The sequence below is a fragment of the Clostridium saccharoperbutylacetonicum N1-4(HMT) genome (assembly GCF_000340885.1).
Classification (GTDB): Bacteria; Bacillota; Clostridia; order Clostridiales; family Clostridiaceae; genus Clostridium; species Clostridium saccharoperbutylacetonicum.
The window spans coordinates 6,182,662-6,209,645 of sequence record NC_020291.1; the positions used below are offsets into that span (position 1 = coordinate 6,182,662).

Annotated in this window: 28 protein-coding genes, 2 tRNA genes and 1 rRNA gene; 6 read left to right on the top strand and 25 right to left on the bottom strand. The window is 28.7% G+C overall.

Going from position 1 to position 26,984, the window contains the following annotated elements:
* Nucleotides 1-92: 92 nt before the first annotated feature.
* The 19 genes from CSPA_RS26870 to CSPA_RS26955 form a co-directional block, all read right to left on the bottom strand.
* Nucleotides 93-947 (bottom strand): YitT family protein, encoded by an 855-nt coding sequence (locus CSPA_RS26870; protein ID WP_015395575.1) that lies wholly within the window; start codon nt 945-947, stop codon nt 93-95.
* Between the two features lie 173 nt (nt 948-1,120).
* Nucleotides 1,121-2,065: a transketolase family protein gene (locus CSPA_RS26875; RefSeq protein ID WP_015395576.1), complete on the bottom strand. Its 945-nt coding sequence runs from the start codon at nt 2,063-2,065 to the stop codon at nt 1,121-1,123.
* Nucleotides 2,065-2,886: a transketolase gene (locus CSPA_RS26880; protein ID WP_015395577.1), complete on the bottom strand. Its 822-nt coding sequence runs from the start codon at nt 2,884-2,886 to the stop codon at nt 2,065-2,067. The genes CSPA_RS26875 and CSPA_RS26880 overlap by 1 nt, the downstream gene beginning before the upstream one ends.
* A gap of 221 nt (nt 2,887-3,107) precedes the next feature.
* Nucleotides 3,108-3,461: a type II toxin-antitoxin system PemK/MazF family toxin gene (locus CSPA_RS26885; RefSeq protein ID WP_017810322.1), complete on the bottom strand. Its 354-nt coding sequence runs from the start codon at nt 3,459-3,461 to the stop codon at nt 3,108-3,110.
* 10 nt (nt 3,462-3,471) lie between these two features.
* Nucleotides 3,472-3,729 (bottom strand): hypothetical protein, encoded by a 258-nt coding sequence (locus CSPA_RS26890; RefSeq protein WP_015395579.1) that lies wholly within the window; start codon nt 3,727-3,729, stop codon nt 3,472-3,474.
* Nucleotides 3,730-3,931: 202 nt separating this feature from the next.
* Complete coding sequence (locus CSPA_RS26895; protein WP_015395580.1) at nt 3,932-4,561, bottom strand: germination lipoprotein GerS-related protein; 630 nt, start codon at nt 4,559-4,561, stop codon at nt 3,932-3,934.
* A gap of 62 nt (nt 4,562-4,623) precedes the next feature.
* Entirely contained in the window at nt 4,624-6,129 is a 1,506-nt protein-coding gene (locus CSPA_RS26900) for a bifunctional ADP-dependent NAD(P)H-hydrate dehydratase/NAD(P)H-hydrate epimerase (protein ID WP_015395581.1), read from the bottom strand.
* The gene (gene acpS / locus CSPA_RS26905) at nt 6,129-6,500 is read right to left on the bottom strand and encodes a holo-ACP synthase (protein WP_015395582.1); all 372 of its coding nucleotides are present in this window, start codon (nt 6,498-6,500) and stop codon (nt 6,129-6,131) included. The genes CSPA_RS26900 and acpS overlap by 1 nt, the downstream gene beginning before the upstream one ends.
* 75 nt (nt 6,501-6,575) lie before the next feature.
* A complete protein-coding gene (locus CSPA_RS26910) occupies nt 6,576-6,905 on the bottom strand; it encodes a DUF6514 family protein (protein ID WP_015395583.1) in 330 nt (109 codons plus the stop codon).
* Between the two features lie 706 nt (nt 6,906-7,611).
* Entirely contained in the window at nt 7,612-7,959 is a 348-nt protein-coding gene (locus CSPA_RS26915; protein WP_015395584.1) for a single-stranded DNA-binding protein, read from the bottom strand.
* Nucleotides 7,960-8,040: 81 nt separating this feature from the next.
* Nucleotides 8,041-8,868 (bottom strand): YihY/virulence factor BrkB family protein, encoded by an 828-nt coding sequence (locus tag CSPA_RS26920; protein ID WP_015395585.1) that lies wholly within the window; start codon nt 8,866-8,868, stop codon nt 8,041-8,043.
* A gap of 189 nt (nt 8,869-9,057) precedes the next feature.
* Entirely contained in the window at nt 9,058-10,203 is a 1,146-nt protein-coding gene (gene dltB / locus CSPA_RS26925; protein WP_015395586.1) for a D-alanyl-lipoteichoic acid biosynthesis protein DltB, read from the bottom strand.
* Between the two features lie 74 nt (nt 10,204-10,277).
* Nucleotides 10,278-10,418 carry a hypothetical protein gene (locus CSPA_RS30370; RefSeq protein WP_015395587.1) on the bottom strand — a complete coding sequence of 47 codons (141 nt, stop codon included), beginning with the start codon at nt 10,416-10,418 and terminating at the stop codon, nt 10,278-10,280.
* The gene (gene dltD / locus CSPA_RS26930) at nt 10,390-11,571 is read right to left on the bottom strand and encodes a D-alanyl-lipoteichoic acid biosynthesis protein DltD (protein WP_015395588.1); all 1,182 of its coding nucleotides are present in this window, start codon (nt 11,569-11,571) and stop codon (nt 10,390-10,392) included. The genes CSPA_RS30370 and dltD overlap by 29 nt, the downstream gene beginning before the upstream one ends.
* Before the next feature lie 110 nt (nt 11,572-11,681).
* Complete coding sequence (locus tag CSPA_RS26935; protein WP_015395589.1) at nt 11,682-12,998, bottom strand: nucleotide sugar dehydrogenase; 1,317 nt, start codon at nt 12,996-12,998, stop codon at nt 11,682-11,684.
* Nucleotides 12,999-13,139: 141 nt separating this feature from the next.
* A complete protein-coding gene (locus CSPA_RS26940) occupies nt 13,140-13,718 on the bottom strand; it encodes an acyltransferase (RefSeq protein ID WP_015395590.1) in 579 nt (192 codons plus the stop codon).
* 53 nt (nt 13,719-13,771) lie between these two features.
* Entirely contained in the window at nt 13,772-14,953 is a 1,182-nt protein-coding gene (locus tag CSPA_RS26945; protein ID WP_015395591.1) for a DegT/DnrJ/EryC1/StrS family aminotransferase, read from the bottom strand.
* A gap of 133 nt (nt 14,954-15,086) precedes the next feature.
* Nucleotides 15,087-17,372: an ATP-dependent DNA helicase gene (locus CSPA_RS26950; protein ID WP_015395592.1), complete on the bottom strand. Its 2,286-nt coding sequence runs from the start codon at nt 17,370-17,372 to the stop codon at nt 15,087-15,089.
* Nucleotides 17,373-17,503: 131 nt separating this feature from the next.
* Nucleotides 17,504-18,094 carry a DUF1836 domain-containing protein gene (locus CSPA_RS26955; protein WP_015395593.1) on the bottom strand — a complete coding sequence of 197 codons (591 nt, stop codon included), beginning with the start codon at nt 18,092-18,094 and terminating at the stop codon, nt 17,504-17,506.
* A gap of 561 nt (nt 18,095-18,655) precedes the next feature.
* On the opposite strand from CSPA_RS26955, the gene CSPA_RS26960 reads away from it, so the two are divergent.
* Entirely contained in the window at nt 18,656-18,901 is a 246-nt protein-coding gene (locus CSPA_RS26960; protein ID WP_015395594.1) for an AbrB/MazE/SpoVT family DNA-binding domain-containing protein, read from the top strand.
* Between the two features lie 164 nt (nt 18,902-19,065).
* Here CSPA_RS26960 and rsmI read toward each other — a convergent pair whose 3' ends face one another.
* The 3 genes from rsmI to CSPA_RS26975 all read right to left on the bottom strand — a co-directional run bounded on the left by rsmI (nt 19,066) and on the right by CSPA_RS26975 (nt 22,031).
* Nucleotides 19,066-19,911: a 16S rRNA (cytidine(1402)-2'-O)-methyltransferase gene (rsmI, locus tag CSPA_RS26965; protein ID WP_015395595.1), complete on the bottom strand. Its 846-nt coding sequence runs from the start codon at nt 19,909-19,911 to the stop codon at nt 19,066-19,068.
* Between the two features lies 1 nt (nt 19,912).
* Nucleotides 19,913-20,662 (bottom strand): tRNA1(Val) (adenine(37)-N6)-methyltransferase, encoded by a 750-nt coding sequence (locus CSPA_RS26970; RefSeq protein ID WP_015395596.1) that lies wholly within the window; start codon nt 20,660-20,662, stop codon nt 19,913-19,915.
* Nucleotides 20,663-20,798: 136 nt separating this feature from the next.
* Nucleotides 20,799-22,031, bottom strand: coding sequence for a C40 family peptidase (locus CSPA_RS26975; RefSeq protein ID WP_015395597.1), 1,233 nt, complete (start codon nt 22,029-22,031; stop codon nt 20,799-20,801).
* 338 nt (nt 22,032-22,369) lie between these two features.
* Here CSPA_RS26975 and CSPA_RS26980 point away from each other — a divergent pair.
* Both CSPA_RS26980 and CSPA_RS26985 read left to right on the top strand, forming a co-directional pair.
* A tRNA-Pro gene (locus CSPA_RS26980) sits at nt 22,370-22,445 on the top strand.
* A 148-nt stretch (nt 22,446-22,593) separates the two neighbouring features.
* Nucleotides 22,594-23,238: an HAD family hydrolase gene (locus CSPA_RS26985; protein ID WP_015395598.1), complete on the top strand. Its 645-nt coding sequence runs from the start codon at nt 22,594-22,596 to the stop codon at nt 23,236-23,238.
* 118 nt (nt 23,239-23,356) lie between these two features.
* Here the strand turns inward: CSPA_RS26985 and CSPA_RS26990 are convergent, their stop codons facing one another.
* On the bottom strand, nt 23,357-24,103 hold the full coding sequence (locus CSPA_RS26990; RefSeq protein WP_015395599.1) for a peptidylprolyl isomerase: 747 nt from the start codon (nt 24,101-24,103) through the stop codon (nt 23,357-23,359).
* Between the two features lie 184 nt (nt 24,104-24,287).
* Between CSPA_RS26990 and CSPA_RS26995 the strand changes: the two genes are divergently transcribed.
* A complete protein-coding gene (locus CSPA_RS26995; RefSeq protein WP_015395600.1) occupies nt 24,288-24,965 on the top strand; it encodes a uracil-DNA glycosylase in 678 nt (225 codons plus the stop codon).
* 109 nt (nt 24,966-25,074) lie between these two features.
* On the top strand, nt 25,075-25,485 hold the full coding sequence (locus CSPA_RS27000; protein WP_015395601.1) for a DUF3785 domain-containing protein: 411 nt from the start codon (nt 25,075-25,077) through the stop codon (nt 25,483-25,485).
* 217 nt (nt 25,486-25,702) lie between these two features.
* Here the strand turns inward: CSPA_RS27000 and CSPA_RS27005 are convergent.
* A tRNA-Phe gene (locus CSPA_RS27005) sits at nt 25,703-25,778 on the bottom strand.
* Between the two features lie 5 nt (nt 25,779-25,783).
* Nucleotides 25,784-25,900 (bottom strand): 5S ribosomal RNA (rrf, locus tag CSPA_RS27010).
* Nucleotides 25,901-26,053: 153 nt separating this feature from the next.
* On the opposite strand from rrf, the gene CSPA_RS27015 reads away from it, so the two are divergent.
* Nucleotides 26,054-26,791 (top strand): NAD-dependent protein deacylase, encoded by a 738-nt coding sequence (locus CSPA_RS27015; RefSeq protein WP_015395602.1) that lies wholly within the window; start codon nt 26,054-26,056, stop codon nt 26,789-26,791.
* Nucleotides 26,792-26,984 lie beyond the last annotated feature (193 nt).

The window sequence follows — 26,984 nt, forward strand, 5'->3', positions numbered from 1 at the left end:
ATTTATTGCAAAACCTACAAAAATAATTATAACATAAGAATACTCGTTAATGTTATACAAATTTATTAAATATAACGGTATTTATTGACAAATTAGTATTGTCTTATATCATTAAATCCTTCTCCCAATACCTCATGTACTTCTCCAACTGTTATAAAGGCTTCTGGATCAGTTTCTTTAATAAACTTTTTCAATTTTATAAATTCATTTCGACTAATAACTGCATAAAGGACATTAATATCTTTTCCAGTATATGCTCCTACTCCACTTAAAAATGTGCATCCACGTTCTAAGGTATCAATAATATATTTGCTTATTTCATAACTATTTTTACTAATAATAAATACACTTTTACAAACATTAAATCCTTCAATTAACCTGTCTACAATTATTCCAAGTAATATTATACTTAGCATAGAATATAAAGCCACATTAACTCCAAATACAAATATACTTGCAAGAGTTATTAAAAAATCAACAGCTAACAAAGATTTTCCAATATCTAAATGAAAAAACACATTTAATATTTTAGCTAAAATATCAGTTCCTCCAGTTGATGCATTTTCGTTAAATACAAGCGCCATTCCAACGGCTGAAATTAATGCACCAAAAATAGTGGCTATCATTAAATCATTAGTAATTGCAAATGGATTCAAAAACTTTTCAATTCCCCATATTATTAACGACAATCCCAAACTGGCATAAATTGTTTTTATTCCAAATTTTCCATCTATAAACATAAATGCAACTACAAACAAGACAACATTAAGAACTAAAGTAACTACTCCTATTGATAGGTTAGGAAAAACTGCATTTAAAATGATTGCTATTCCTGTAACTCCACCAGCAGCGATATTATTAGGAGCATAAAAGTACTCTATTGCAAATGCAACCAATATTATCCCTAGTGTTATTATACTGTATTCTTTTAATACTGAATTTTTCATCTTACCCTCTCCTTAATTTACTTAATATTTATTAAAACTTTATTTTAAGTTTCCACTAATTAAAACAAAAAATACAGGATACGAAGCTATTTCATAGGCTTTATATCCTGCATTTTGTTATACTATATTTTATTATCGTTAATCTTAAAGTATTTACTCACTTTAAAATCAAATTATTTCTTTAATGAAACAGCTTTCTTACTATGCTCTACTATTGCTTCTGTTGTTAAACCATAAACTTTTAAAAGTTCATTTGGCTTACCACTTTCACCAAAAGTATCTTTTATTCCAACTTTTAATACTGGAATTGGACATTCTTCTGTCACAACCTCAGCAACAGCTGAACCTAAACCACCGATTACACTATGCTCTTCAACAGTAACCATTGCCTTAGTTTCCTTAGCCGCTTTAATTAATAGTTCTATATCGATCGGTTTTATTGTATGTATATTTATTACTCTAGCATTAATTCCTTCTTTTGACAAGATATCTTTTGCCTCTAAGGCTAATTCCACCATCATTCCAGTTGCTACTATAGTAACATCATTACCATCGGCTAAAGTTATTCCTTTTCCAATTTCGAATTTATAGCTTTGTGCATCATTTATAATACTTACTGCTAATCTTCCTAATCTTACATAGCACGGACCATTATATTCTGCTACTGCTAATATTGCTGCTTCTGTTTCTACTGCATCAGCTGGGTTTATTATTGTCATATTTGGAATACTTCTCATTAATGATATATCTTCAACTGATTGATGAGTAGCTCCATCTTCACCAACTGTCAAACCAGCATGAGTTGCACAAATTTTCACATTTAATTTAGGATAGCATATTGAGTTTCTAATTTGTTCAAATGCCCTTCCAGCTGCAAACATTGCAAAAGTACTTGCAAATGGAATTTTTCCGCAAGTTGAAAGACCTGCAGCAATTCCCATCATATTAGACTCTGCAATCCCAACATTTATAAATCTTTCTGGTGAAACAGCCTTAAAATCTGCAGTTTTAGTGGATTTTGATAAATCTGCATCAAGTACCACAACATTTTTATTTAAAGTTGAAAGCTTTACTAATGCTTTCCCGTAAGCTTCTCTAGTTGCTATTTTATTTCCCATTAGTTTGCTCCTCCAATCTCTTGTAATGCCTGCTCACATTGCTCTTTGCTTGGAGCCGCTCCATGCCAACTTGCTTGATTTTCCATAAACGAAACACCTTTTCCTTTTATTGTGTTACATATAATCGCTGTTGGTTTTCCCTTAACTTCCTTTGCTTTTGAAATTGCATTAATGATTTCATCATAATCATGACCATTAATAGTTAAAACATTCCAACCAAAGGCTTCAAATTTTTTATCTATTGGTCCTGGATTCATAACATCTTCTATATTTCCATCTATTTGTAATCCGTTATTATCTATAAATGCAGTTAAGTTATCTAATTTATAGTGAGCAGCTGACATTGATGCTTCCCAAACCTGACCTTCTTCAAGTTCTCCATCACCTAAAATTGCATATACTCTATAATCCTTTTTATCAAGTTTTCCTGCTAGTGCCATTCCTACTGCTGCAGAAATCCCTTGACCTAAAGAACCTGTTGACATGTCAATTCCTGGTAAATCATTCATATTAGGATGTCCTTGTAATCTTGAACCAGTTTTTCTTAATGTAGCTAATTCTTCTACTGGAAAATATCCTTTTCTTGCCAATACACTATATAATGCAGGTGCAGCATGGCCTTTTGATAAAACAAATCTATCTCTATCAGGATCATTAATTTTGTTCACATCTATATTCATTTCCTTAAAGAATAATACAGTCATAATATCTGCTATTGATAAAGATCCTCCTGGATGGCCCGATGCCGACTCAGTAAGCATATAAACTATATCTTTTCTAATTAACTTTGATACTTCTTCAAGTTTGTAATCTTTATTCATTAAACAACCCCCTGTTATTAATTCCTTAACCTATTTTATATTATATATTTTTTTAACAAATTTATTCTAGCATATAAGCTATATTTTGTATATACTATTTATATATGTAGTATACTTTTTTCTATAAATATACCATATAATATATCATATTATTAAACCAAAAAGAGTAGTATAAATATAATAACATTTATACTACTCCAAAATTTTTAACACATTTTATATTAATTTAAATTTAAACTAACAGCTAATGCCCTATCAACCTTCTTCATGTCTGCTTCAGTCATATGTCCAATTTTTTCTTTTAGCCTTCTTTTATCCAGTGTCCTTATTTGTTCTAATAGAACAACTGAGTCTCTATTTAATCCATATTCCTCTGATGAAATTTCAACATGAATAGGAAGTTTAGCTTTATTAATCTGAGATGTTATTGCTGCAACAATAACTGTAGGACTATATCTATTTCCAATATCATTTTGTATAATAATTACAGGTCTTATTCCACCCTGCTCAGATCCTATAACTGGACTTAAATCAGCATAGAAAATTTCCCCTCTTTTTACCACAATGTTTGCCATTTTTAAATAATCACACTCCGCAAATCCATGCCTCATACTCATTAACATCATCTAACAAATATTCAATTCCCAATTTAGAATATTCTAAGTTTATTTCAGCCATATCTTTATACCCATTTCTCATTAATACTTCAAATTCAGCTGAAAAACCTTCGTTAATATATTGTATTAACGATTTCTCCATAATTCCACTACTTTTTTTATTTTTTGGAGTTTCTATACCTTTTATTTTAACGTTTTTCACATTATTCAGATTTTTTATTGACATATTTCCGCCTCCATCGTAGTAAAATATTCTTATTAACTATGATTATATTGCAAATTATGTCAATTTGTCAAAGGATTTGTATTACTTATTTCTCAATTTTTACATATTCCCTTATCTCTGATAATTTTCGCTTTAATATTTATGTACTTTTATTTTATAGCTTTAATGTTAATGCTGGCTTGATTTCAATTTAATATACTTTCTAAAATAAATCATTACTTAAAGTTTTCTCAATCTTAAAATCCTTATAAGTTATTATTACTCTTTCTTTATTATTATCATCCAAAATCTTTAATAAAACTGGAACCTTTTTATTTTTATCTATATAAAGTTCAGCTTTATCTAAGTGTTTATTCATATTCTTATAGTCTATATTTACTTTCAAATAAAGTCCTGATCCCCATTCTTCCTTAACTTCTTCTGCATCACCTTCCTGATAATTAGATAAAATGTTTTGTAAAAATGCTAATGGATAAATTTTATCTATATCTTTATCAAGAGTATAATCTTCGTCACCATCTTTTTCCACCTTTATTTCTCCGCCTTTATATACTTTAACCCGTTTATAGCCATCTAAAAATTCTATTCTTAACCCTTTATCAAAGCTATAATACTGAGTTGTGTTTTCCTCAAATTGTGATTTTGAATTTTTAAATAAATAATGGACTTTACTGCTATAGTATTTTTCATGCTTTAATTGATTTATTATATCTTCATTTGACGGAATAATTAAATTCCTGCCTATAATGACTAACACAATCACTAATATTGGAATTAATACCAATATTCCAATTATCATCTTTTTATCAAATAAGTTACTTCTCAAGTTCATAATTCCTCCAAATATTTATTACTATGTTAATAGTATTTATGAACTATTTGGAAGATTTATTCTCAATTAACCAATATATTATTAATTTCTATTGGTAATTCATTTATAATATCTCTCGCATTTATTATGTAAACCTGCTCGCCTAATCTATCAGCTATTTTACCATGTATATATGCACCAAAAAGTGCTGCATTCTCTATATTAACACCTTGAGAAATAAATGCATTTATTATTCCTGTTAATGCATCTCCCATTCCACCAGATGCCATCTTACTATTTCCAGTTGAATTTATATAAATTTCTTTACCATTTGAAATCACAGTATTGTAACCCTTTAGCAATACTACTATTCCATATTTATTAGCAACTTCCTTAGCAATTTCACTTCGGTTATCCTCAACCTCCTCAACAGTTATTTCTAAAAATCTTGCTAATTCTCCTGGATGAGGGGTTATAATTGCTCTATTCTTTAGATTTTTAAGCAGTTTCTTGTTTTTTCCTAATAAAGTTATCCCGTCTGCATCAATAACAATTGGGCAGTTGCTATTATCAATCACCTGCTTTAATATTTCTTCTTGTCTTTCTCCAATTCCAAATCCAGGCCCTAGTGCAATAGAATTTGCACTTTTTATAAGTTCTATTATATTGCTATCAAAATTTGATGTCATAGCCTCTACTAGTCTGTTTGCTAATATTCCTTGAATATCTTTATCACATATTAATGTTGTTAATCCAGCCCCTGCTCTAACTGTACATTCTGTAGTAATAAATGCTGCACCTGTAAAACCTGATCTTCCCGCGAAAACCAAAGCTCTACCATAATCACCCTTATGTCCAAATACTTCTCGCTTTGGAAGTAAAAATTTATATTCTTTTTCTTCTAGAATATACGTATTTTCAGTATTTATTTTTTTCACCTGTTCTGGTATTCCAATTTTTAATATCTTTATTTTTCCCACATAATTAATTGCTTTATATTTTAGGAAACCTCTTTTAATAACTTCAAATGTATAGGTTACATGAGCCCTAATGGAAGCTCCCCTTTCAATTCCGAAATTAGAATCCAACCCTGATGGAACATCTATTGCTGCAATAAATTTTCCATACATATTTACCTTTTCTATTACCTTCTTAAACATGCCTGTTAGTTCATTGTTGAGTCCAACCCCAAAAATCCCATCAACTACTACATCATAATTATTCAAGTCATCAATAAAATTTTCATCTATATCTTCTTCTGACTGAATAAACAATAGCTCCTTCTTATCAATTAACTTCTCTATAATATTAAAATTAGTCCTAAAATCATTGCTGTAATTTTGATTTCCACTTATTATGCAGACTTTTACTTTCTTTCCTTCTAATATTAGATGTCTAGATAATGCTAATGCATCACCACCATTATTTCCTTTTCCACATAATATTAAAAAAGATTCTCCTTTATCTCTCAATACCCTTAATAATTGTATTGCTGCATTTTCCATCAAGACAATACTCGGAATGCCAATTTCATTAATACTCTTGCTATCCATTTCTCTACACTTCTCTGCAGAAAAAATTTCAATCATTATATTACCTCCATAACTGCATATGCTATTGCATTTTCTTTACTATGCGAAATGCTAACATGGATATTTACTTTTTTTATATCCACTATTTTATTAATGTTATCATTTAAATATACAATAGGTTTTCCAAGTTCATCTCTCAACACTTCAATATCTTTTAACCCAAATCCTCTAAATCCAGTTCCTAAAGCTTTACTTATTGCTTCTTTAGCCGCAAAATTTCCTGCTATTACATTTCCCTTAAATCCATGTAAACTAAAATACTCGATTTCCTTTGTAGTAAATGATCTTTCAATAAAGCTTCTAGTTCTACTTATTACTTTTTCAATTCTGCCAATCTCAATTATATCTGTGCCAATACCTATAATCATGTTTATCGCCTTTCCTTAGTAATCTCTTTTCACAATCTTAGCGCAAATATAAAATTATTTCTATAATAATTTTTATTAATTTATAATTTTTTCATTTGTTCCTACATCAAACTCGCAAACGTGTTCATCAACATAATTACCTATCACATCAATCAAATGTATTGGTGAAACTTGATTATTGTATAATTTCATTAGTAATTGTTTCACCTTGTGTCTATGAATTGATATAGTTTCGACTTTTTCTCTTTCCAAATTCACATTCTTTAATCCCACATAATCTTTTCTTTCAATCTCTATCCCATATGCCGTTACACCCATAAAATTTGATTTTATGAGTCTATATGCATATCGAAATTCAAGATCCGCTTCACTATTAACCGATGCATACTCCTCAACTAAATTCATACCCTTCAACTCCTTTAATTAATAATTCTCATTTACAAAATAATCTTATCACAAAACATAACAATAAATTGTCAAAGCATGTCCACGTTTTCAATTTTATTTATCTTTTTATTGACAATAAAATTTCTTCCTTTCACTTTTATTACACGTACATTCTTCAGTTTGGTGTTTTTTACCTCTCATTGTCGAATAAAAGAATAACTTTCCACCCAATATCATCATCCAAATGTAATTATTGTCGATTGCCGTAATATATTCAATTCTACTTATATTAATGCATAAAAAAAGAGCTATTAGCTCTTTTTTTACCTCATAATCTCTCTTTTCATTCCATAATTGAAAAATATTTTTAGATACCGTTTACATCTTTATTATAACACATTCATTCTTAAATACAACCCTTTTTCAATAAATTTCATTAATTAATTATATTAAGTTTTATGTCCTTTTACTTTATATTTTTCATTTAAATTCATTTCACTTTTATACGAATACCTTTAATTTTATTAAATATTTATAATAACATCATATTAAATAATCAATGTTATTATGTTATTTTATCCCAATATAACTTTTTACTATTTTATATGTTATATATTGTATAAAAAGAATTGCCTTATATTAAAAAAATATTTAGGCAACTCTTTATTATTGATATTCCATATTATTCTCTTAACATAATGTCTTCAAAATCCCAAGTAATTAGTTAACCTTCTAAAATCTCATCTTTTTGTTTTTTATTTTCAATAAATTTAAAGTCTTCTGCTACAACCTCTATTATATACTTTTTATTCCCATCCTTATCTTCATAGCTACCAGTTCTTAGTCTTCCACTCACTGTGATAAGGCTTCCTTTCTTCATATATTTAACAATAACTTCCGCTTTTTTTCCCCATACTCTAATTGGAATAAAATCAGCTTCTCTAGCTCCATCTGGCAACTTAAAATTTCTTTGTACAGCGATTGTAAATTTAGTATAAATCTTATCACTATTTTCAGTGTGCCTAAGTTCAGGGTCTCTAACTAATCTTCCTAACAGTATTATTTTATTCATTTCTTTACCTCCTGAATTTTTTTCTTTTAAAGTTATATCCACTTCAATAACTTATATTCATCAGAAGCAAATTAATTTTCATTAATATTTGATTTTTTTATTTTCTGCTGTAACGCAGTTTATTTCAACTCCCAAAATAAATATTATTGATATCAAAAATAACCATGTCATTAGAATAAATACTGCTCCAAGACTTCCATATAATCTTGCGTAATTATTAAAATTATCTATATAAAATGAAAATCCAAAAGATACTATCCCCCATCCTAGTGTGCTAAATATAGCTCCAGGAATCACCTCTTTCCATATAAGCTTCTTAGCTGGAGCAAATGTATAAATCCCTATAAAAATAAATATCATGATAACAAGTATTAAAAAATATCTCAATACATTCCAAAAAACTGATATTATATAGAATTGATAAATCGATTGAATGTATTCTCCTATTACATTACCAAAAACTAAAAGTATCAGTGACAGCATTATAGTTATTGCTAATGATAATATTCCCAACATAGATATTATTGACAACTTAATAAACGATCTGTTTTCCTTAAAATTATAAGCTTTATTTACACTTTTAATTATAGCTTTAAATGCCGAGGATGCTGTCCATACCGTCAACAGAATTGAAATTCCTAACAAACCAGTATGTTGATTATCAAATACTTCTTCTATTGTTGTTCTTGTTAATTCTAGTATACTTTTGGGAAACATAATACTAAGTTGTGCTAATATTTGAGCAGAATTAAACCTACTAAAGCCAATTAATGTCATCAAAAAAAGCATGAATGGGAAAAATGACAACACCAAATAGTATGCTAGCTGAGAGGCTAAGGCAAATACATCATCTTTCTTAATTTTAACTATAAGATATATTAAAAATTTCATTATACTTTTACATTTCATACATATTTTACCGCCATTCCTTATTCTATATTCTTCTTCGATTACAATATATGGCAACTAATTAATAATTTAAACATATATATTTTATTCTAATACTGTTATTTTTATGTGATTTGTTTATAAAAAAACTGGTTATATGAAAACTCAAAATAACCAGTTTAAAATCTTTGTTAAAATCACCTTATAACTCTACTTATTATACAAATATCCTGAAAATATTAACAATCCAAAACATGCTATATGGAATGTAATCACTATTTGAGCATATTGAAACCATTTTTCTTTCTTATGATTTTTATAAAATTTCGATTTTCTTTGATATATATCAGTTCCAACTAATGCTAAGCCCTGATATAGTCCATATATAATATAATACCATTTTAAGTCATGCCATGCTCCCATTATTAACATTGTAAGCAATTGTCCAACATGAGAAGCTACAAACCTACTCTTAAATCTCTTATTTCTCATGCTATTTAATACAAATCTTGAATATATGTAATCTCCAAACCATTTCGATAGAGAGATGTGCCATCTAGTCCAAAACTCCTTCATATCCTTACTAATAAATGGTTTATTAAAGTTTTCTGGCATTCTTATCCCTAAAATATAGCTTGTACCAACTGCAAAAGCTGTATATCCTGCAAAATCAAAGAACAAATATAAGCTATATGAATACATATAATTCATACTATTAATAAAGGTTATATGCGTAGGTATTTTACTCATCCATATTGAATTAATTATACTAGCTATAATAAATTTATATACTATCCCTCTTATTATGCATTTTATCCCATAATACAAATATTCATTAACATATTCATTCCTGCTTATATTCTTATCTAAATCCGATTCAAATCTTCTTGATCTATCAATAGGACCAGAAATTAAAGTTGGAAAAAACAAGAAGAAATATAGTGTTTTTAATATACTAACTTCTTTAATAGTCTCGTCATATATTTCTATAACCATTTGAATAGCTTTGAAATTCATATACGAAAGACCTATAAATCCTATACTTCTTTCAATCGTTACAGCACTTATTTTAAAAATAACAACTGGCAACATTGAACAAAGCAGTACTAAAAAATATAAATATTTGTTATCCGTCTTTTTTCTTAAAACAGAGTAAGTTTTAATTAATGTAATTTCAAAAAGTAAAAATAAAGGAAATATTTTCCCTATTCCCATTATTGCCATTATCATTAATATTGATAAGAAAATCCCATAATATTTAATTTTTTTTTCAAACAATCCCATAATAATAGCAGGTATTAAGGCAATTGCTAGCACATATAAATAAAAGTAATCGCCATATTCAACTAATGTCATTTTAATTCCTCCATGGTTATTAGTGGATAATTATAGGTTAATTTACTTAAATATCCACAAGGCTATTTATTGTACTAAAATTGACTATATACAAATGGTAAATCTGCTGCAGAGTAGAAGAAATATGCCATTAATGCTGAAACTAGCACAATTGATAAAATTATACTTCTGCTCAAATCTCTATTTTTATTTAAAATGTTTATAAATTTCTTCATCTACCTTAAGCCACCCTTCTTTTCCAAAATGTTGAGTATCAAATAAAAAATATTGTTTATATTCATATTGAGATAAATCAAGAACCTCAAATCCACTGTCCTTAGATAACTTCTTAATCTCCTCATAATAATTCTGTCTAGCATCTTTGCTAAGTTCTTCATAATCAGCATACCATCCATTAGCTGGTTGCAATATAATATACGGTTTTATATTTAAATCTTTGCAAACACTCAAGAAAAATTTATAATCATCCATTTCCTTTGCTGAAAGCAAATCATCTGATTTACATTCCCCTTTATGTTTACTCACTGTACTTCCCAAGTACTCCTTATAATAGTTATCCTCTAACTTCAACTCATTTGTTGATATTAATTTTTCATTTTCATTCTCAATTTTTTTATATTCTTCATCCCAATCAATTTCTTTTGGCTGTTTTTTATCAGCTATGTTTGGCAAATCTTTAAGCTCCTCATAAATTAATGCCTTATCTTGAACATCTAGCAAATATTGCTTCATCTCATAATATGGTTTAAATGCAGCCTTTTGAAACGTCGAAAATTTGCTAGAATCCAAATATAACTTAGCGTAATATGCTTCTGGTGAATACTTTTTAGCTTTTGTTAGAAAGTTATAGACTCTATCTGCATAATACCTTTTATTATTTTCACTTATCTTAGGATTATTTAAAAATTTATAAAATTGCACTTCTGAAAAATTAGCCACAAAGCTAGCTGGATCTAATTCATTTTGTTTTTCAAACCATTGAATCGATAGGACATATGCAACTTTTTGATTATCATTAATATCTGCACCACCAAGATAATTAGCTTGCTGTAAACTTTGTGAAAATGCCCTTCCAAAACCACTTAAATCATAGTTTTCTCCTTTAATAGGAAATAACTTCAACGGATTTTGTGGTACCTTTATACTCATTTCGGAAGAAGCAAGCAAGAATAAATCTCCCTTGTCAGACAATAATTTTTTATCTAGAGAACTCTTATCCTTTACAAAATCAGAAAACTTTTTTCCCATTACACTAATATCTTTTTGCTTGGTTAATACCTCTATTTTTTTATCCAAAAATGAATTTACTGCAACTGTTACAAGTACAGCAATCATTATTGGTATTAGTAAACTTATTATTTTTTTCATTGTGTAGCAACCTCTTTGCCGTTATAATTTTAATTTACATAGTTATCATATAAAAAGGTATATTCCTAAATTAAATTTTTACGAATATACCTCATCTGTCTATAATATAATTATAACTTATAAATCTTCTCTCTGTTATTTATTACATTCTTAGTTGCATTTCTTGTATCATACACAACCTTAGCTCTAGCTACAATCGATTCGTAATCATAACAGCTGTGATTTGTTGTAATTATAACAATGTCAGAGTCATCGATAACTTCTTTCCAGTCAACTGAATTATATATTTTTCCTTTATACTTTGATACAGCACAATAAGGATCATTTACTTTAAGATCAGCACCATTCTTTTCTAGTAATTCTATTACCTTAAATGCTGGTGATTCTCTATAATCATCAATATCATTTTTATAAGCTACACCTAATAATAAAACTTTTGCTCCATTTAATGCTTTTTTATTCTTATTTAAAATTTTCATAACATTATCAAGTACAAATTCAGGCATTGAATCATTAATTTCTCCTGATGTTTCGATTAATCTTGTATGATAATCATATTCTTTTGCTTTCCACTCTAAATAAAATGGATCAAGCGGAATACAGTGACCTCCAAGTCCTGGTCCTGGATAAAATGGCATAAATCCATATGGTTTAGTTTTTGCTGCATCTATAACTTCCCATACGTCTATCCCCATTCTGTTACATAATATAGCCATTTCATTAGCTAATCCAATATTTATATTTCTAAAAGTATTTTCTAATATCTTTTCCATTTCAGCCACAGCTGGTGATGATACTGTATGTATATCTCCTTCTAAAATGTTTCTATATAATGCTGCTGCAACTTCAGTACATTCTTCACTACATCCTCCAACAACTTTTGGAGTATTTTTAGTATTAAAATCCTTATTACCTGGATCAACTCTTTCTGGTGAGAAAGCCAAGAAAAAGTCTTCTCCACATTTAAGTCCGCTTTCCTCTAAAATTGGCTTAAGAACTTCTTCTGTTGTTCCTGGATAAGTAGTACTTTCAAGAATAACAAGCATACCTTTATGTAAATATTGTGCAACACTTTTTGTTGAGTCAACTACATATGATAAATCAGGTTGCTTATATAAATCTAAAGGAGTTGGTACACAAATACAAATAGTATCTACATCTTTTACAAAACTGAAATCAGTTGTTGCTTGTAGCGTTTTTGCTTCTACCAATTTCTTTAAAGTTTCATCAACTACATCTCCTATATAATTTTGTCCGTCATTAACCATTTTTACTTTTTGCTCTTGAACGTCAAAGCCTATAGTTTTATACCCTGCATTAGCTTTTTCTACAGCTAATGGTAATCCTACATATCCAAGACCAACCACCCCAACTTTGGCAGTTTTATTGTTTATTTTATCTAATAATTGTTGTTTTAATGCTGACATCTTATACCTCCACTTATTTCAGTTAACAGTTCACAGTTTACAGTTTTTGATGAAATTCTTACAGAATTTCTTTAATAAATATTATTAAACCAATGTATATAGTTCATTTATTACATATTATCTTATACATACTTAATTGAACTAGTCATTTATGCATTTAACTTTTTCACCGTTTATATCATAATTCTTTCCGCAAGCACTGCATGTTGCATGCTCATCATTAAAATTCAGCCTCTCACCACATTGGCATACATATCCCAACATTTTTGCTGGATTTCCAACAACTAAAGCATAATCTGGTATATCCTTAGTAACTACTGCACCTGCTCCTATCAAGGCATACTTACCTATATTATGCCCACATACTATTGTAACATTTGCGCCTATGGATGCACCTTTGCCAATTATAGTTTCCTTATATTCACTCTTTCTTTCTATAAAACTTCTCGGATTTACCACATTTGTGAACACACATGAAGGTCCTAAGAAAACATCATCCTCACAAATCACTCCAGTATAAACAGAAACATTATTTTGTATCTTTACACCATTTCCAAGTTTTACACCTGGTGATACTACAACATTCTGTCCTATGTTACATTTTTCTCCCATTTCACTATTGCTCATAACGTGAGAAAAATGCCATATCTTTGTTCCAGCTCCTATTTTGACATTATCGTCTACATAACTGGATTCATGTACAAAATAACCATTATCCATAAATAATCCTCACATGTTTAAAAATTTTTCTATTGAAACATTAATTAATAATATTAAGCTTGAATACTTTCAACTATATAATTAATTTCTTCTTCTGTCAGTTCTGGATAAACAGGAATTGCAAAAGTTCTATGCGATAAGTATTCAGCGATAGGCATATCCCCTTCTTTATATCCAAGATCTTTATATACCTTTTGTAAGTGTAGCGGAACTGGATAATACACTCCTGTTGCTACTCCCTTTTCCTTAAGTTTAACTAGCATAGCATCTCTATCATCACACTGAAGTACATATTGATGATAGATAGTTTCGTTTTCTTCAGCTATGATTGGTGTCACTACATTTGAATCTTTAAATTTTTCATCATATATTTTAGCAATTCTTCTTCTTCCAGCATTCCATTTATCTAAATACGGTAATTTTACTTTCAAAATAGCTGCTTGGATAGCATCTAGTCTTGAGTTATATCCTATTAAGTAATTATAATACTTTAATGGATTATATACTGTATCATCACCTTCTTTTGATGTCTCAATTTCTTCTTTAATATTATTTAATAGATTGTATGCTTTTTGACCATTTTCACCACTTCCATGAGTCCTTAAAGCTCTTGCTATGGTTGCTATTCCATCATCATTTGTTACTATAATACCACCATCTCCAGCACATGAAAGATTCTTTGTTGGAAAGAATGAAAAACAAGCAGCATCTCCTAATGTTCCTGCTCTTTTACCTTTATATTTAGCACCTGATGCTTGGGCTGCATCTTCTACAATCTTTAAATTATGTTTCTTAGCTATTTCATTTATTTCATCCATCTTTGCACATTGACCAAAGATATGTACTGGTATAATAGCTTTTGTCTTATCAGTAATTTTTTCTTCTATCTTAGTTGGATCTATATTAAACGTTTCTTTTTCCACATCAACAAAAACAGGTGTTGCACCAACTGCTGAAATAGCTTCTGCTGAAGCAAAATAAGTGAATGTAGAAGTTATTACTTCATCACCATTTCCTATTCCTAAAGATTTTAATGCAATAACTAATGCATCTGTTCCGTTTCCTACGGATATTGCATGCTTAACACCTATGTATTCTGCAAATTCCATTTCAAATTCTGTTACATTTTTGCCCATGATGTAATTTGCTGAAGAAAGTACTTCCTTAGTCACTCTATCTAAATCTTCAGAAATAGATTTATACTGAGCTTTTAAATCAATTAATGGAATATTCATTTCCCTCGCTCCTTAATTCTACATAAAAATTTTATCGTAATCTATTTTATTCTATAAAACTAACATGAATATTTTAACATACTTATTTTTAATTAACAATGTACAATAATTACTTATAAATGACAATTCTAGGTTAATATTTCTTTATAGGATACCATTCACTCGGTAATAGCAATTTGTATTTATTTGTAGCATATCTATCATCAATAAGTAAAATTCTTCCTTTATCAGTTTCAGTTCTTATAACTCTTCCTACTGCCTGTTGCACTTTATTTATCCCTGGAAACACATACGCATAATCATAACCATTTTCATTGTAAAAATCCTTCATTATTTCATTATTCATTGATATCATTGGATAACCAACGCCAACTATAACACTTCCTATTAATTGTTCCCCAGGTAAATCTATTCCCTCTGAGAACATCCCACCAAGTACACAAAGCATTAATAGATTTCTATTTTCTTTAAACTTGCTTAAAAACTCCCTTTTCTCTTCTTCACTCATATTTTGTTTTTGCTTTACAATTTCAAATTCCTTTATAGTTTCTTTTGTTAATTCATCATATAGTAACTCCATATATACATATGATGGTGAAAAAATTATATAGTTTCCTAATTGTTCTTCTACAAACTTTAAAATTTTGTTTTTTACTAATCCTATTGTTCTTTCCCTATATTTATATCTTATATTAATTGGACTCAAATACACATTTAAATTTTCTCTTTTAAATGGTGATGGAAGTTTCAATCTATAGGTTTCATCATTTCCTCCAAGCATATTGACATAATACATTATCGGCGATATAGTTGCTGAAAAGAAAATTGCAGAATAACATTTTGATAGATATTCCTTTAAATTTTTTGCTGGATTTACGCAATATAACGTAAGCTTCAAATCTTGTGCTTCCTTTTCAATAGATGTCCTGTAATTCTCATCATATAATTGCATGGTGGAAATAAAAGCATTTATATCAAAATATAATTGTAGTATCTCTCCATATCCTTCAAATCTATTTCCTCTTATTAAAATTTCTTCACTTTCTTTTAGGTACAGCTGTAAATATTTAATTAAGTCTTTAGGTTCTTCAACTTCATAAAACCATTCTACGCTCTTATGCTCACACTCATTTCTCAAATCAATAAAATAACTATTTATTTTACCCAATACTGAATGTATTTTACTAAGTTTACCTTTAGCAATCTTCTTACATTCCATTATTTTATCCTTTGATAAAGATGCCGAATACATCATTCTTGCTCTGTCTATTAAATTATGTGCCTCATCAATAAGAACTATATTTCCCTTATTCTCTAAAATTCTTCCTAATGATACTCTTGGATCAAAAATATAGTTATAATCGCCTATAATCCCATCACAATACATGCTTAAATCTAAAGAAAGTTCGAAAGGACAAACCTCATATTTTTCAGCATAATTTTGTAATATTTCCGAGGAAATCCTATCCTCACCCTCAATAATATCTAATATTACTTTTTTTACCTTACTATAATAATCTTTCGCATATATACAGTTTTCTGGGTTACAATCAAACTCCTTATTTATGCATATTTTTTCTTTTGCCATAATTGTAATACTTATAAATTTTAAGCCACCTTGCCTGAGTTTATCATAAGTATCTTCTGCAACCTGCCTGTTAATTGTCTTCGCTGTTAAATATATTATTTTTTCTCCAATTCCACTCCCTAAAGCTTTTACTGCTGGAAATATAGTTGATATTGTTTTACCTATTCCTGTTGGAGCTTGAGCAAACAACATTTCTTTCTCTTTAATCGTCTGATATGCTATATTTATTAATTTTCTTTGACCTTCTCTATATTTTTCAAATGGAAATTCAAGATCCTTTATGGACTCATTTCTATTACTCATCTTCTTATATATTAAAATACTAAATCTTTCATACTCTTCTAATAGCTTTAAGGTAAATTCCTTCAATTCATTTAAAGTGAATTTCCTTTCAAAGCTTTTAACCTCATCTGTCTCAAGCTGTACATAAGATAACCTTATATGTAATGTATCTATTTTATTATCCTCACCATAAATTAATGCATATACTTTTGCTTGAGCCCAATGAACTTCATTTGAGTCATCGATATATGAAAAATTTTTATATGTAGATTTAATTTCCTCAATAATTATTTTATCATCTTCATTTATTATTCCATCCGCTCGTCCCTCGATATTAATAACACTTTTTTTCATTTCAAATTCATGAGTCAAATAGACTTCTTTTTGATAATTTTCATAAATCTTGCCATTATCTTCTTGAAGTTTTTGATGTGCTTTTGTACCTTCTAAAGCTCTGCCATTTCCTGAAAACCTATTATCTATATCACCTTGTTTTAAACAAAATTCTACTAAGTTTCTTACAGATTCTTTTATAATAATTTTATCCATAATATTGTCTCCACTATTTAACATGCTAAATTAAAACTTCCAAAATATTTATTTTATATGAAAAAACTTACTCAATCAGTCCTCTAAAATTATAGATACCAATTAAGTAAGTATTTCTAAATTATTTATAACTACTCTGTTTCATATTCATTAACTATTTTTTGAACTAGTTTTTTTATAACACTTGCTTCTGCAATTAACGATAAAACTAATAGAAAAATTTTTATTCTTTCCTTATCTTTATCTTTCAAATTAAAAGTCTTAATAATTTCTTCTAATTTATCTTCACTTGCTAAAGATGTAATTAAATTATTCTCCAAGCTTTCTTTTTGAATTTGAATAAAAGTCTTGTAAGTTTCTTCCCATGCTAAAATATCATCATTTCTATCATTTATTTCATTAAAAGCAAGTCTAAATACTTTTTTTATTTCTTCTGTCGTTAAAATAGGTCTCATATATCCAAGCAATACTAATTGTGTCAAATGAGTTTTTGTATATCCTCGCTTTTTACCATCCTCTGGTTTGGTTATCACTTCACTTTTAGTATAGTTTTGAACTATATTGTTAGTAAACTTTTCATCCAAAAATTTATCATTTAAATAATCAATTACTTGTGATAAAAATAAATCGTACTTAGGAAAATCTTCATATGAAATCAAACTATTTTTCGATATTTCCTCAGCTAATTCTTTAATATAATTTGAATCAAAATTTTTCCCCATTCTTTACACCTATTCTTTCATTGAACTTTATGCATACATTATATAGTAATTATCAACTTATTACAAGTTACATTAAACACCATTTATTTTATCTTATTTCACATTATTGATAACTATTAAGATATTAATAATTTTAATTCTAATTTGCATTAGAGCTCTTCTCCATACCTATTTAAAAAATATCTAATTTATGTAATTAATCGACATTATTTCTTACATAACCTTCCATTCCACAAAAAGCCGTTTTTATTACTTTTTTGTTCATTTTTCTATGTATTTTTTTAATTATTCTATTTTTTATTCACCAACTATTATATATAACAACTCAACTTTAATATTTACAACATTATAAAAAACTTTTTTTCCAATTCTCCTATCAAATTGTCAAAAAAATCCACTTGACTTTTCTAAAATATGGTAGTATATTTTACTTAAGATGTTTATTAAAGTTGAATTTTGTAATTTTTTATAAATTTTTTGAAAAAATCCATTGACTTTATATTACATCCTTGGTAATATATCATAGTAGAATGTCGAATAATGGAATGAGGAGGAATTTTTATGAAATCAACAGGTGTAGTTAGAAGAGTAGACGAATTAGGAAGAATAGTTATTCCTATAGAACTTAGAAGAACTCTAGATATTGCTGAAAAGGATGCATTAGAAATTTATGTAGACGGAGAGCAAATCATCTTAAAGAAATACGAGCCAGCTTGTATCTTCTGTGGTGACGCTAGAGATGTTATCAACTATAAAGGTAAAAATATCTGTACAAAATGCTTAGACGAAATTAAAGCTAACAGATAATATTTGATGTAGGTAATTTCCTATCACAAATATAGTATTGTTTATTAGACTATCTCAGTTCAACTCGAGATAGTCTTTTTTTACTTAATAATAACTACAGAAACTATTATTTTACATTAGTATCATCTTAACAAATATTTTAATAAATATATTTACAAATTCTTTTAAATTTCAGTTGAAAACTTATATACTTCACTCTTAGGTATTTCTCTTTCCTTAGCTACACTCTTTATGGCATCTTTCTTATTTAATCCATCATTCATATATTTAATTATATGTTCTTGAATCGATAAATTAATCCATAACTCTCGTTGTTCCTCTTTTATATCTTCAAGTTTCTTCCCTTCTAGAACTAGAACAAATTCTCCTCTAGGTTTATTCCTAACAAAATATTCTATTGCTTCCTCTAATGTTCCTCTATATATTTCCTCATAAATCTTAGTCAGCTCTCTACAAACTGCAATTTTTCTGTCACCAAATGTTTCAAACAAAAATGACAGAGTATCCAGCAACCTATGCGGTGCTTCATAAAAAATAAGTGTTTCTTGACTCTTTAATAATTCGTCAGTGATTCTTTTACGTTCTTTATTCTCTCTAGGTAGAAAACCTCTAAACAAAAACTTTGTAGTATCTAATCCAGAGTATACTAAAGCCGTTGTTATAGCTGTTGCACCTGGAAGTACTTCAAAATCAATATTTTCTTCTATGCATTTTGAAACTATAACACTTCCCGGATCTGATATTCCTGGCGTTCCTGCATCAGATACCACTGCAACACTTTTTCCTTCAAATAATAAATCTATAATCTTATTACTTTTATCTTGTTCATTAAATTTATGATAACTTATTAATGTCTTTTTTATTTCAAAATGATTTAGTAATTTTAGTGTTTGTCTTGTATCTTCCGCCGCTACAATATCGACTTCACGCAATGTTTCCAAGGCTCTTAACGTAATATCCTTTAAATTTCCAATAGGAGTTGGTACTAGATATAATTTTCCACTATTCATTTTACTCCCTCCAATATATCGAATCTATTTCTTTGGTATATTTACCACTTTCATCATAAACATATAGTGGCGCATCCCATTTTAGATATGCTCCACCATCTCTTTGTCCTTCAACTAACACAATATTAGGAGCTTTACCTATTTTAGGGTGAATCATTTTTACTCTCTTCGGCTCAATTTTATATTTTCTCATTATGGTAAATATGTCCGCCAACCTTTCTGGTCTATGAATCATGAAAAGTCTTCCATTATCTTTTAATAAAATTCTTGCTGCATATATAACATCCTCTAAATTGCATAATATTTCATGTCTAGCTATAGCCAATTTGTCATTGGGATTGATAATTCCAGCATTATTTAATTTGTATGGTGGATTCACAGTAATAACATCAAATTTTTTTAGCTTCTTTAGATACTCTATGTTTTTTAAATCTTCATTAATAAAAGAAACCTTTTCTTCTAGTGAATTTAATTTTACACTTCTTTTTGCCATATCAACCATTTCTTCTTGAATTTCTAACCCATACACACTTTTAGGATTATACTTACCATATATTAAAAATGGAATTATCCCGGTTCCTGTACACAAATCCATAACTTCGTGCTTCTTTTTAACCTGAGCAAAATCTGATAATAATACTGCATCAATACCAAATTTAAATCCATCTTTCTTTTGTATCAATTGTAATTCCTTAAGCTGTAAATCATCAATAGTTTCATCATCTTTTATATATTTCAAATAATTATTCATAATATTTTCCTTTACTATAAAATAAACATACCTTTCATATTATAGCATCACAAATAAATAAAAAAAAGTTCTTCTGTCTAATGACAGAAAAACTTAGTCTTGAAATCAGATATTAACAACTAACTTCTTATGTTTACTAATTAAGAATTCTTCTTCCTGCATAGAAACTATATACAGGACCAACTTTAACAACATCACCAGTTTGTGGTGCATGAATCATTTGTCCATTTCCAACATATATTCCTACATGACCTGCATGAGTAAACACCAAATCTCCTGGTCTAAGTTGATCTTGACTTACAGCTTGTCCACTATCGACTTGATCATATGTTGTTCTTCCTATCCCTACTCCCGCAGCATTTTGATATACATAACTAGTAAATCCTGAACAATCAAAAGTTCTTGTACCAGTTGCTCCCCATTCATAAGGTTTTCCCAATTGTGCATAAGCCATATTTAAAATAGCCTGTGCGTTTCCTGCTGATGGTACTGATACTTTTCCACCTCTGCTTGGTGTTGCTGCTCTTACTTGAGCTTGCTTCTTTTCAGCTATTACTGCCTTTGCTTTCTCAATCTTATCATTAATTTCTGATGTAACAATTTCACTCTTAATTTGATTATCTCTAATCTTTCTTAATTGATCTATTGCTGTTTGAAGATCTTCCGCTGAACTATTAGAATTACTCAACACATCAATTTGAGGCTTCACAATATCTCTCTCTAATTGTGATAAATATTGTGAATCAAAATTCTTCTTTTCATCTTGAGCTTGTTTTGCTAAAGCTGATGCTTCACTTTTCTTACCTTCTAATTGACTTAAATTAGCTTGTATTTCCTGATTAAGCTTATCTATCTCAGCCTTTTTATCTTCTAGGGATTGCATTTTATCATTTAATTCTTGTTTTTTACTTGTAACTTCCTCTATTTGGGACTTATCTTTCCCTACTATTTTACTAACCGCTTCTGCTCTAGTAAAGAAATCACTTGTTGATTCTGATTCAAGCATAAAATTTAAATAACTGAATTCTAAATCACCGGATTTATACATCTCTTTAACTCTTTGTCCTAATGCTAAATCCATTATGTTGATATCTTTTTTACATTGTTCGATATCTTTTGTAGTGTTGTCAATAACCTTATTAATGTTAGCTATTTCTTTTTTATTCTTATCCACCGTTAATTGTAGTGGTTCTATCTGCGCATCTAAATCGTAAATCTTATTTTGAATGTCCGTTATTTTGCTTTGAATTTCTGCATATTTCTGTCTCGAATCACTTAACTGTTGACTATCTGGAGCTGCATATACTGGCACTGAACCACCTATAACGATTACGCTCGCTAACATAATAGCTAGAATTCTCTGTCTCATTCATATTCGGTTTTCCAAACCTTCCCTCCTTCATTTATATACTACCTTTAACATTATAACACTTTCACTAAAGATAGACAATTAATCCATCCTCCAAGATTTTAATTTATTTTAATAAAATTTATATATCGTCCATATTCCCCACTATTTCTAAGTTATTCTTTATATTGCTCGTTTTAAGCCAAACCTCCTCCTAAATCTACAAATTTAACTAATTTATGAGAATAGTATCACTTGTTTCAACTCATATAATTTCTATTTAATTAATCCTACATTAGTTTAAATCTCTCAAAATTCTTGACACATGAATAACTTGACTATATAATTAAATATGTTCTCGGGGTGTGGCGCAGATGGGAGCGCGCGTGGTTTGGGACCATGAGGTCGCAGGTTCAATCCCTGTCACCCCGACCAAATTTTATGGCTATTGATGCCATCCCTATATAAAACGAGCTTTCTTAAATAACCTATGAAAGCTCGTTTTTCATATAATGAAATTAAGAATACTATTTTTAAGCACATCTAATTTAATTACTTATTAATAATATTATGGAGGTACTTTATGCTTACCAATATAAATGGTGCAATTTTTGATTTGGATGGAACCTTAGTTGATTCTATGTGGGTTTGGTCTAAAATCGACGTTGACTATCTTAAATCAAAAGGATATAATGCGCCCAAAGATCTTAAAAATGAAATATCACATTTGAGTTTTACCCAAACTGCTGTTTATATTAAAGAAAAATTTAAACTTGCTGATTCAGTAGAAGAAATGTTACAAGCGTGGCATGACATGGCATTTGATCATTATGCCAATAATGTTAAATTAAAATGTGGGGTGAAAGAATTCTTTAATTATTTAAAATCAAAAAAAATTAAAATTGCTTTAGCAACCAGCAACTCCATGCCTTTGCTTGAAGCTTGTTTAAAAAATAATGGTATCTACAATTATTTTGATTCCATTACTACCACAGATGAAGTTAATAATGGAAAAAATTGTCCAGATGTTTATTTACTGGCTGCAAAAAAATTAGAAGTTGAACCAAAGAATTGCTTAGTTTTTGAAGATATTTTACCAGCTATGCAAGGAGCTAAGGCAGCCAATATGAAAGTTGTTGCAGTACAAGATGATGAATGTACAAATTCTAAAGAAGAATTGCTTGAATATGCGGATATATATATTAATTCTTTTTTAGACTTATTGTAATTTCTAAATTTTAAACGGCAGATTATTCATTCACTGTTGCTAACATATACTGTTTGTACAGAAATTGTATGAATAACCTGCCATTTTATTGTTTATTTATAAATTTTAGAAGTAAAATTTATTTTCTCTCTACTCCATATTTTCCTTCTAATTCTTTTAACATTTGGTCATATTTTGTATGTTGATTTTGTTTTAATAATTCATTTAAAACATTACTTTTTACTTCTTCAAAACTCTTAACTGAAGCTTCATTTTTTGCATCTACAACTATTAAATGATATCCAAATTGAGTCTTAACTGGTTCAGTAATTTTTCCTATTTCTGCATTGAAAGCAGCTTCTTCAAATTCTGGTACCATCATTCCCTTAGAGAATTCTCCTAAATTTCCACCTTGTTGATTAGATGGGCATGTTGAATACTTCATTGCTGCATCTCCAAATGAAATACTTCCATTTGAGATTTCTTCTTTTGCATTTTTAGCTTCTTCTTCAGTTTCAACTAATATATGTCTAGCTGAAACTGTTGCTGGGCTACTAAAAGCTTCTTTATTATTATCATAATAATTCTTAACTTCTTCATCTGTAACAGTAACATCAGCTAATACTTTATTTATAGCCATTGAAGTAATTACTTCTTTAGATATGTTTTCCATAGCTTCTTTATACTCTTGAGTTTCGTTTAATCCTATTTCTTTTCCAAACTTACTCATTAATTCAAATGAAATCAATTGCTCAATTAATTGTTTCTTTTGCACTTCGTTTTGAAGAGTTGCTCTTTGTTCTTGAGGATATCTGCTAATTATTGCACTTAAATCCTTTTCTGTTATTTCATTTCCTGCAGCAACAGCTAATACTTTATTTTCCATGTAAATTCTCCTTTAATATTATTATTTTTGTATTTTTTCCATTTAAAATTTCAATATACCTCTTATTTTAACAGTATCTACATTTACTCACAATAACAAAAAAAATTATTTTTAATTTTCTACTCTTAATAACATAATATACATAAATTTATAATATAATGCTATAATAACTTTGGGTGATGTTATGTCAGAAATATTAAAAAATGATTGGAAAAACTATTTAGAATCTGAATTTCAAAAAGATTATTATCTTAAATTAAGAAAATTTTTAGTAAACGAATATAATTCAAAGATTATTTATCCTAATATGTACGACCTTTTTAACGCATTACATTTCACACCTTATAAAGATGTGAAAGTCGTTATATTGGGTCAAGACCCTTATCATGGTCCAAATCAAGCTCACGGTCTAAGTTTTTCTGTTAACCCAGGAGTAAAAGCACCTCCATCTTTAGTTAATATGTACAAAGAACTTCATACAGATCTAGGATGTTATATTCCAAACAATGGTTATTTAAAAAAATGGGCTGATCAAGGAGTTTTATTATTAAATACAGTTCTTACAGTTAGAGCCGGTGAAGCTAATTCTCATAGAAATAAAGGTTGGGAAGAGTTTACTACTAAAATTATTACCGTTTTAAATGAAAAAGAAACCCCTATAGTGTTTATTCTATGGGGTAATAACGCTATTTCGAAAACTAGCTTAATTACTAATCCTAAGCATCTTATCTTGAAATCAGTGCATCCGAGTCCTCTATCAGCTTCAAGAGGTTTTTTCGGCAGCAAACCTTTTTCAAAAACAAACGAATTTTTAACTTCAACAGGTCAAACACCTATAGATTGGCAAATTGAAAACATATAATAGCTAAAATTATAATTATTCTTAATTACTTTAAGTCAATTAAATAATATGTGATTTTCTCTGTTTGGTGTATAATGTGTTTATAAAATTACTGTCAGGAGGTTATTTTGTGGATTATAAATTTGCTTATGATAATAAAGACTACCTTTTAACAAATGAAAATTGTGAAGGATTATTTTTCGAGGATGATAATGAAATTGTAGGTTTATCTTTAGACTTGATTTTAAATGCACTAAATGAAGGTGAAGACGTTGCTTTTTCTAATGAATACTATTCTGGTAAATGTTCTTGCAATACGCAAGATGAAGTAAATAAATCTTATCGTTATTTGGAATATCATTTTTATATCTATACAAAAAATAAAGAATATGTAATAAATACAATTGAAAATGAATATAAAGCTACATCTTTTAATAAACTCTTTAATGCTGGAAAAATTGATGATAGTTACATAGTTATTGTCACAGCATGTCCTAATTGCGGCGTATATTCAATATCTGTTGAACAATGCACTGTTTAATAAATATGCTTTACAATTGAATTTAGTTGCGAATATCAAAAATATAAGGTCTATCAAACTGATAGACTTTTATTTTTACTTTTAAATTATGTATATTATAATTATAAATACTCAACATAATCAATGAATGTTGAACATTATCACACCTAATTTTAATTATTAAGTTTGGTTATTTCATAAAAACAAAAAGCACTAACTTACGTTAGTGCTTTAAATATGGTGGCTCGAACTGGAATCGAACCAGTGACACGAGGATTTTCAGTCCTCTGCTCTACCGACTGAGCTATCGAGCCATCTTACCTGGCAACGTCCTACTCTTCCACACAGTCTCCCATGCAGTACCATCGGCGCTGTAGACCTTAACTTTCCTGTTCGGAATGGGAAGGAGTGTTACCTCTACGCCGTCATCACCAGATCACAAAACTTATTATATCTAGATATAGATATTATGTCAACAACTTTTTAATATTTTTGATAAAATTTATTTTTAACATTGATGAATTATACTATTTTGATTTTTTCATTATTTGTGCAATAATAAAATTATTAAATGTTTGGAGATGATTTTATGAGTACTGAAATAGAAAAGTTAACTCAAATTTTAAAAGCAAGTAACAACATAGTTTTCTTTGGTGGAGCTGGTGTTAGCACTGAATCTAACATCCCTGATTTTAGAAGTTCCACTGGATTATTTAATGAAAAATTGAATGTTACATTTACACCTGAGCAATTAGTATCACATTCCTTTTATATTAGATATCCAGAAGAATTTTTCAACTTTTATAAATCAAAACTTATTTATCCTGAAGCTAAACCAAATAGTGGGCACTTAGCATTAGCTAAACTTGAAGACATAGGCAAATTAAAGGCTATAGTAACACAAAATATAGATGGACTTCACCAAATGGCAGGAAATAAACATGTTTTTGAACTTCATGGTTCTGTTCATAGAAATTATTGTACTAAATGTCATGAATTTTATGATGCAAAATTTGTTTTAGAAGCAAAAGGTGCTCCTATCTGCACTAAATGTGGTGGATCTGTTAAGCCCGATGTAGTACTTTACGAAGAAGGTTTAGATGATACAGTAATTAGAGGTGCCGTAGATGCAATATCTAAAGCTGATACACTCATTATTGGAGGAACTTCTCTTGTAGTATATCCCGCTGCTGGGCTTATAAATTACTTTAAAGGTAAAAACCTTGTACTTATAAATAAGAGCTCTACTTCTGCGGATTCTAAAGCTGATTTGGTTATTAATGATTCTATTGGAGCAGTTTTAAGTGCTGCTGTAGATGCCCTTTAATAACGTCGTATTCCTTATATATAACAAATATTTTGCTCTCAATTTTAAAAAAATAAATAATAATTCCTATTGAGCTTCATTCATAGGAATTATTTTCATTGCTCATATAATTCTAATTATCTAAAAAATCTTTAATTATTACCCCTTCAATATAATCTTTCGATTTTCTTTCGAATTTATATCACTCTTTTGT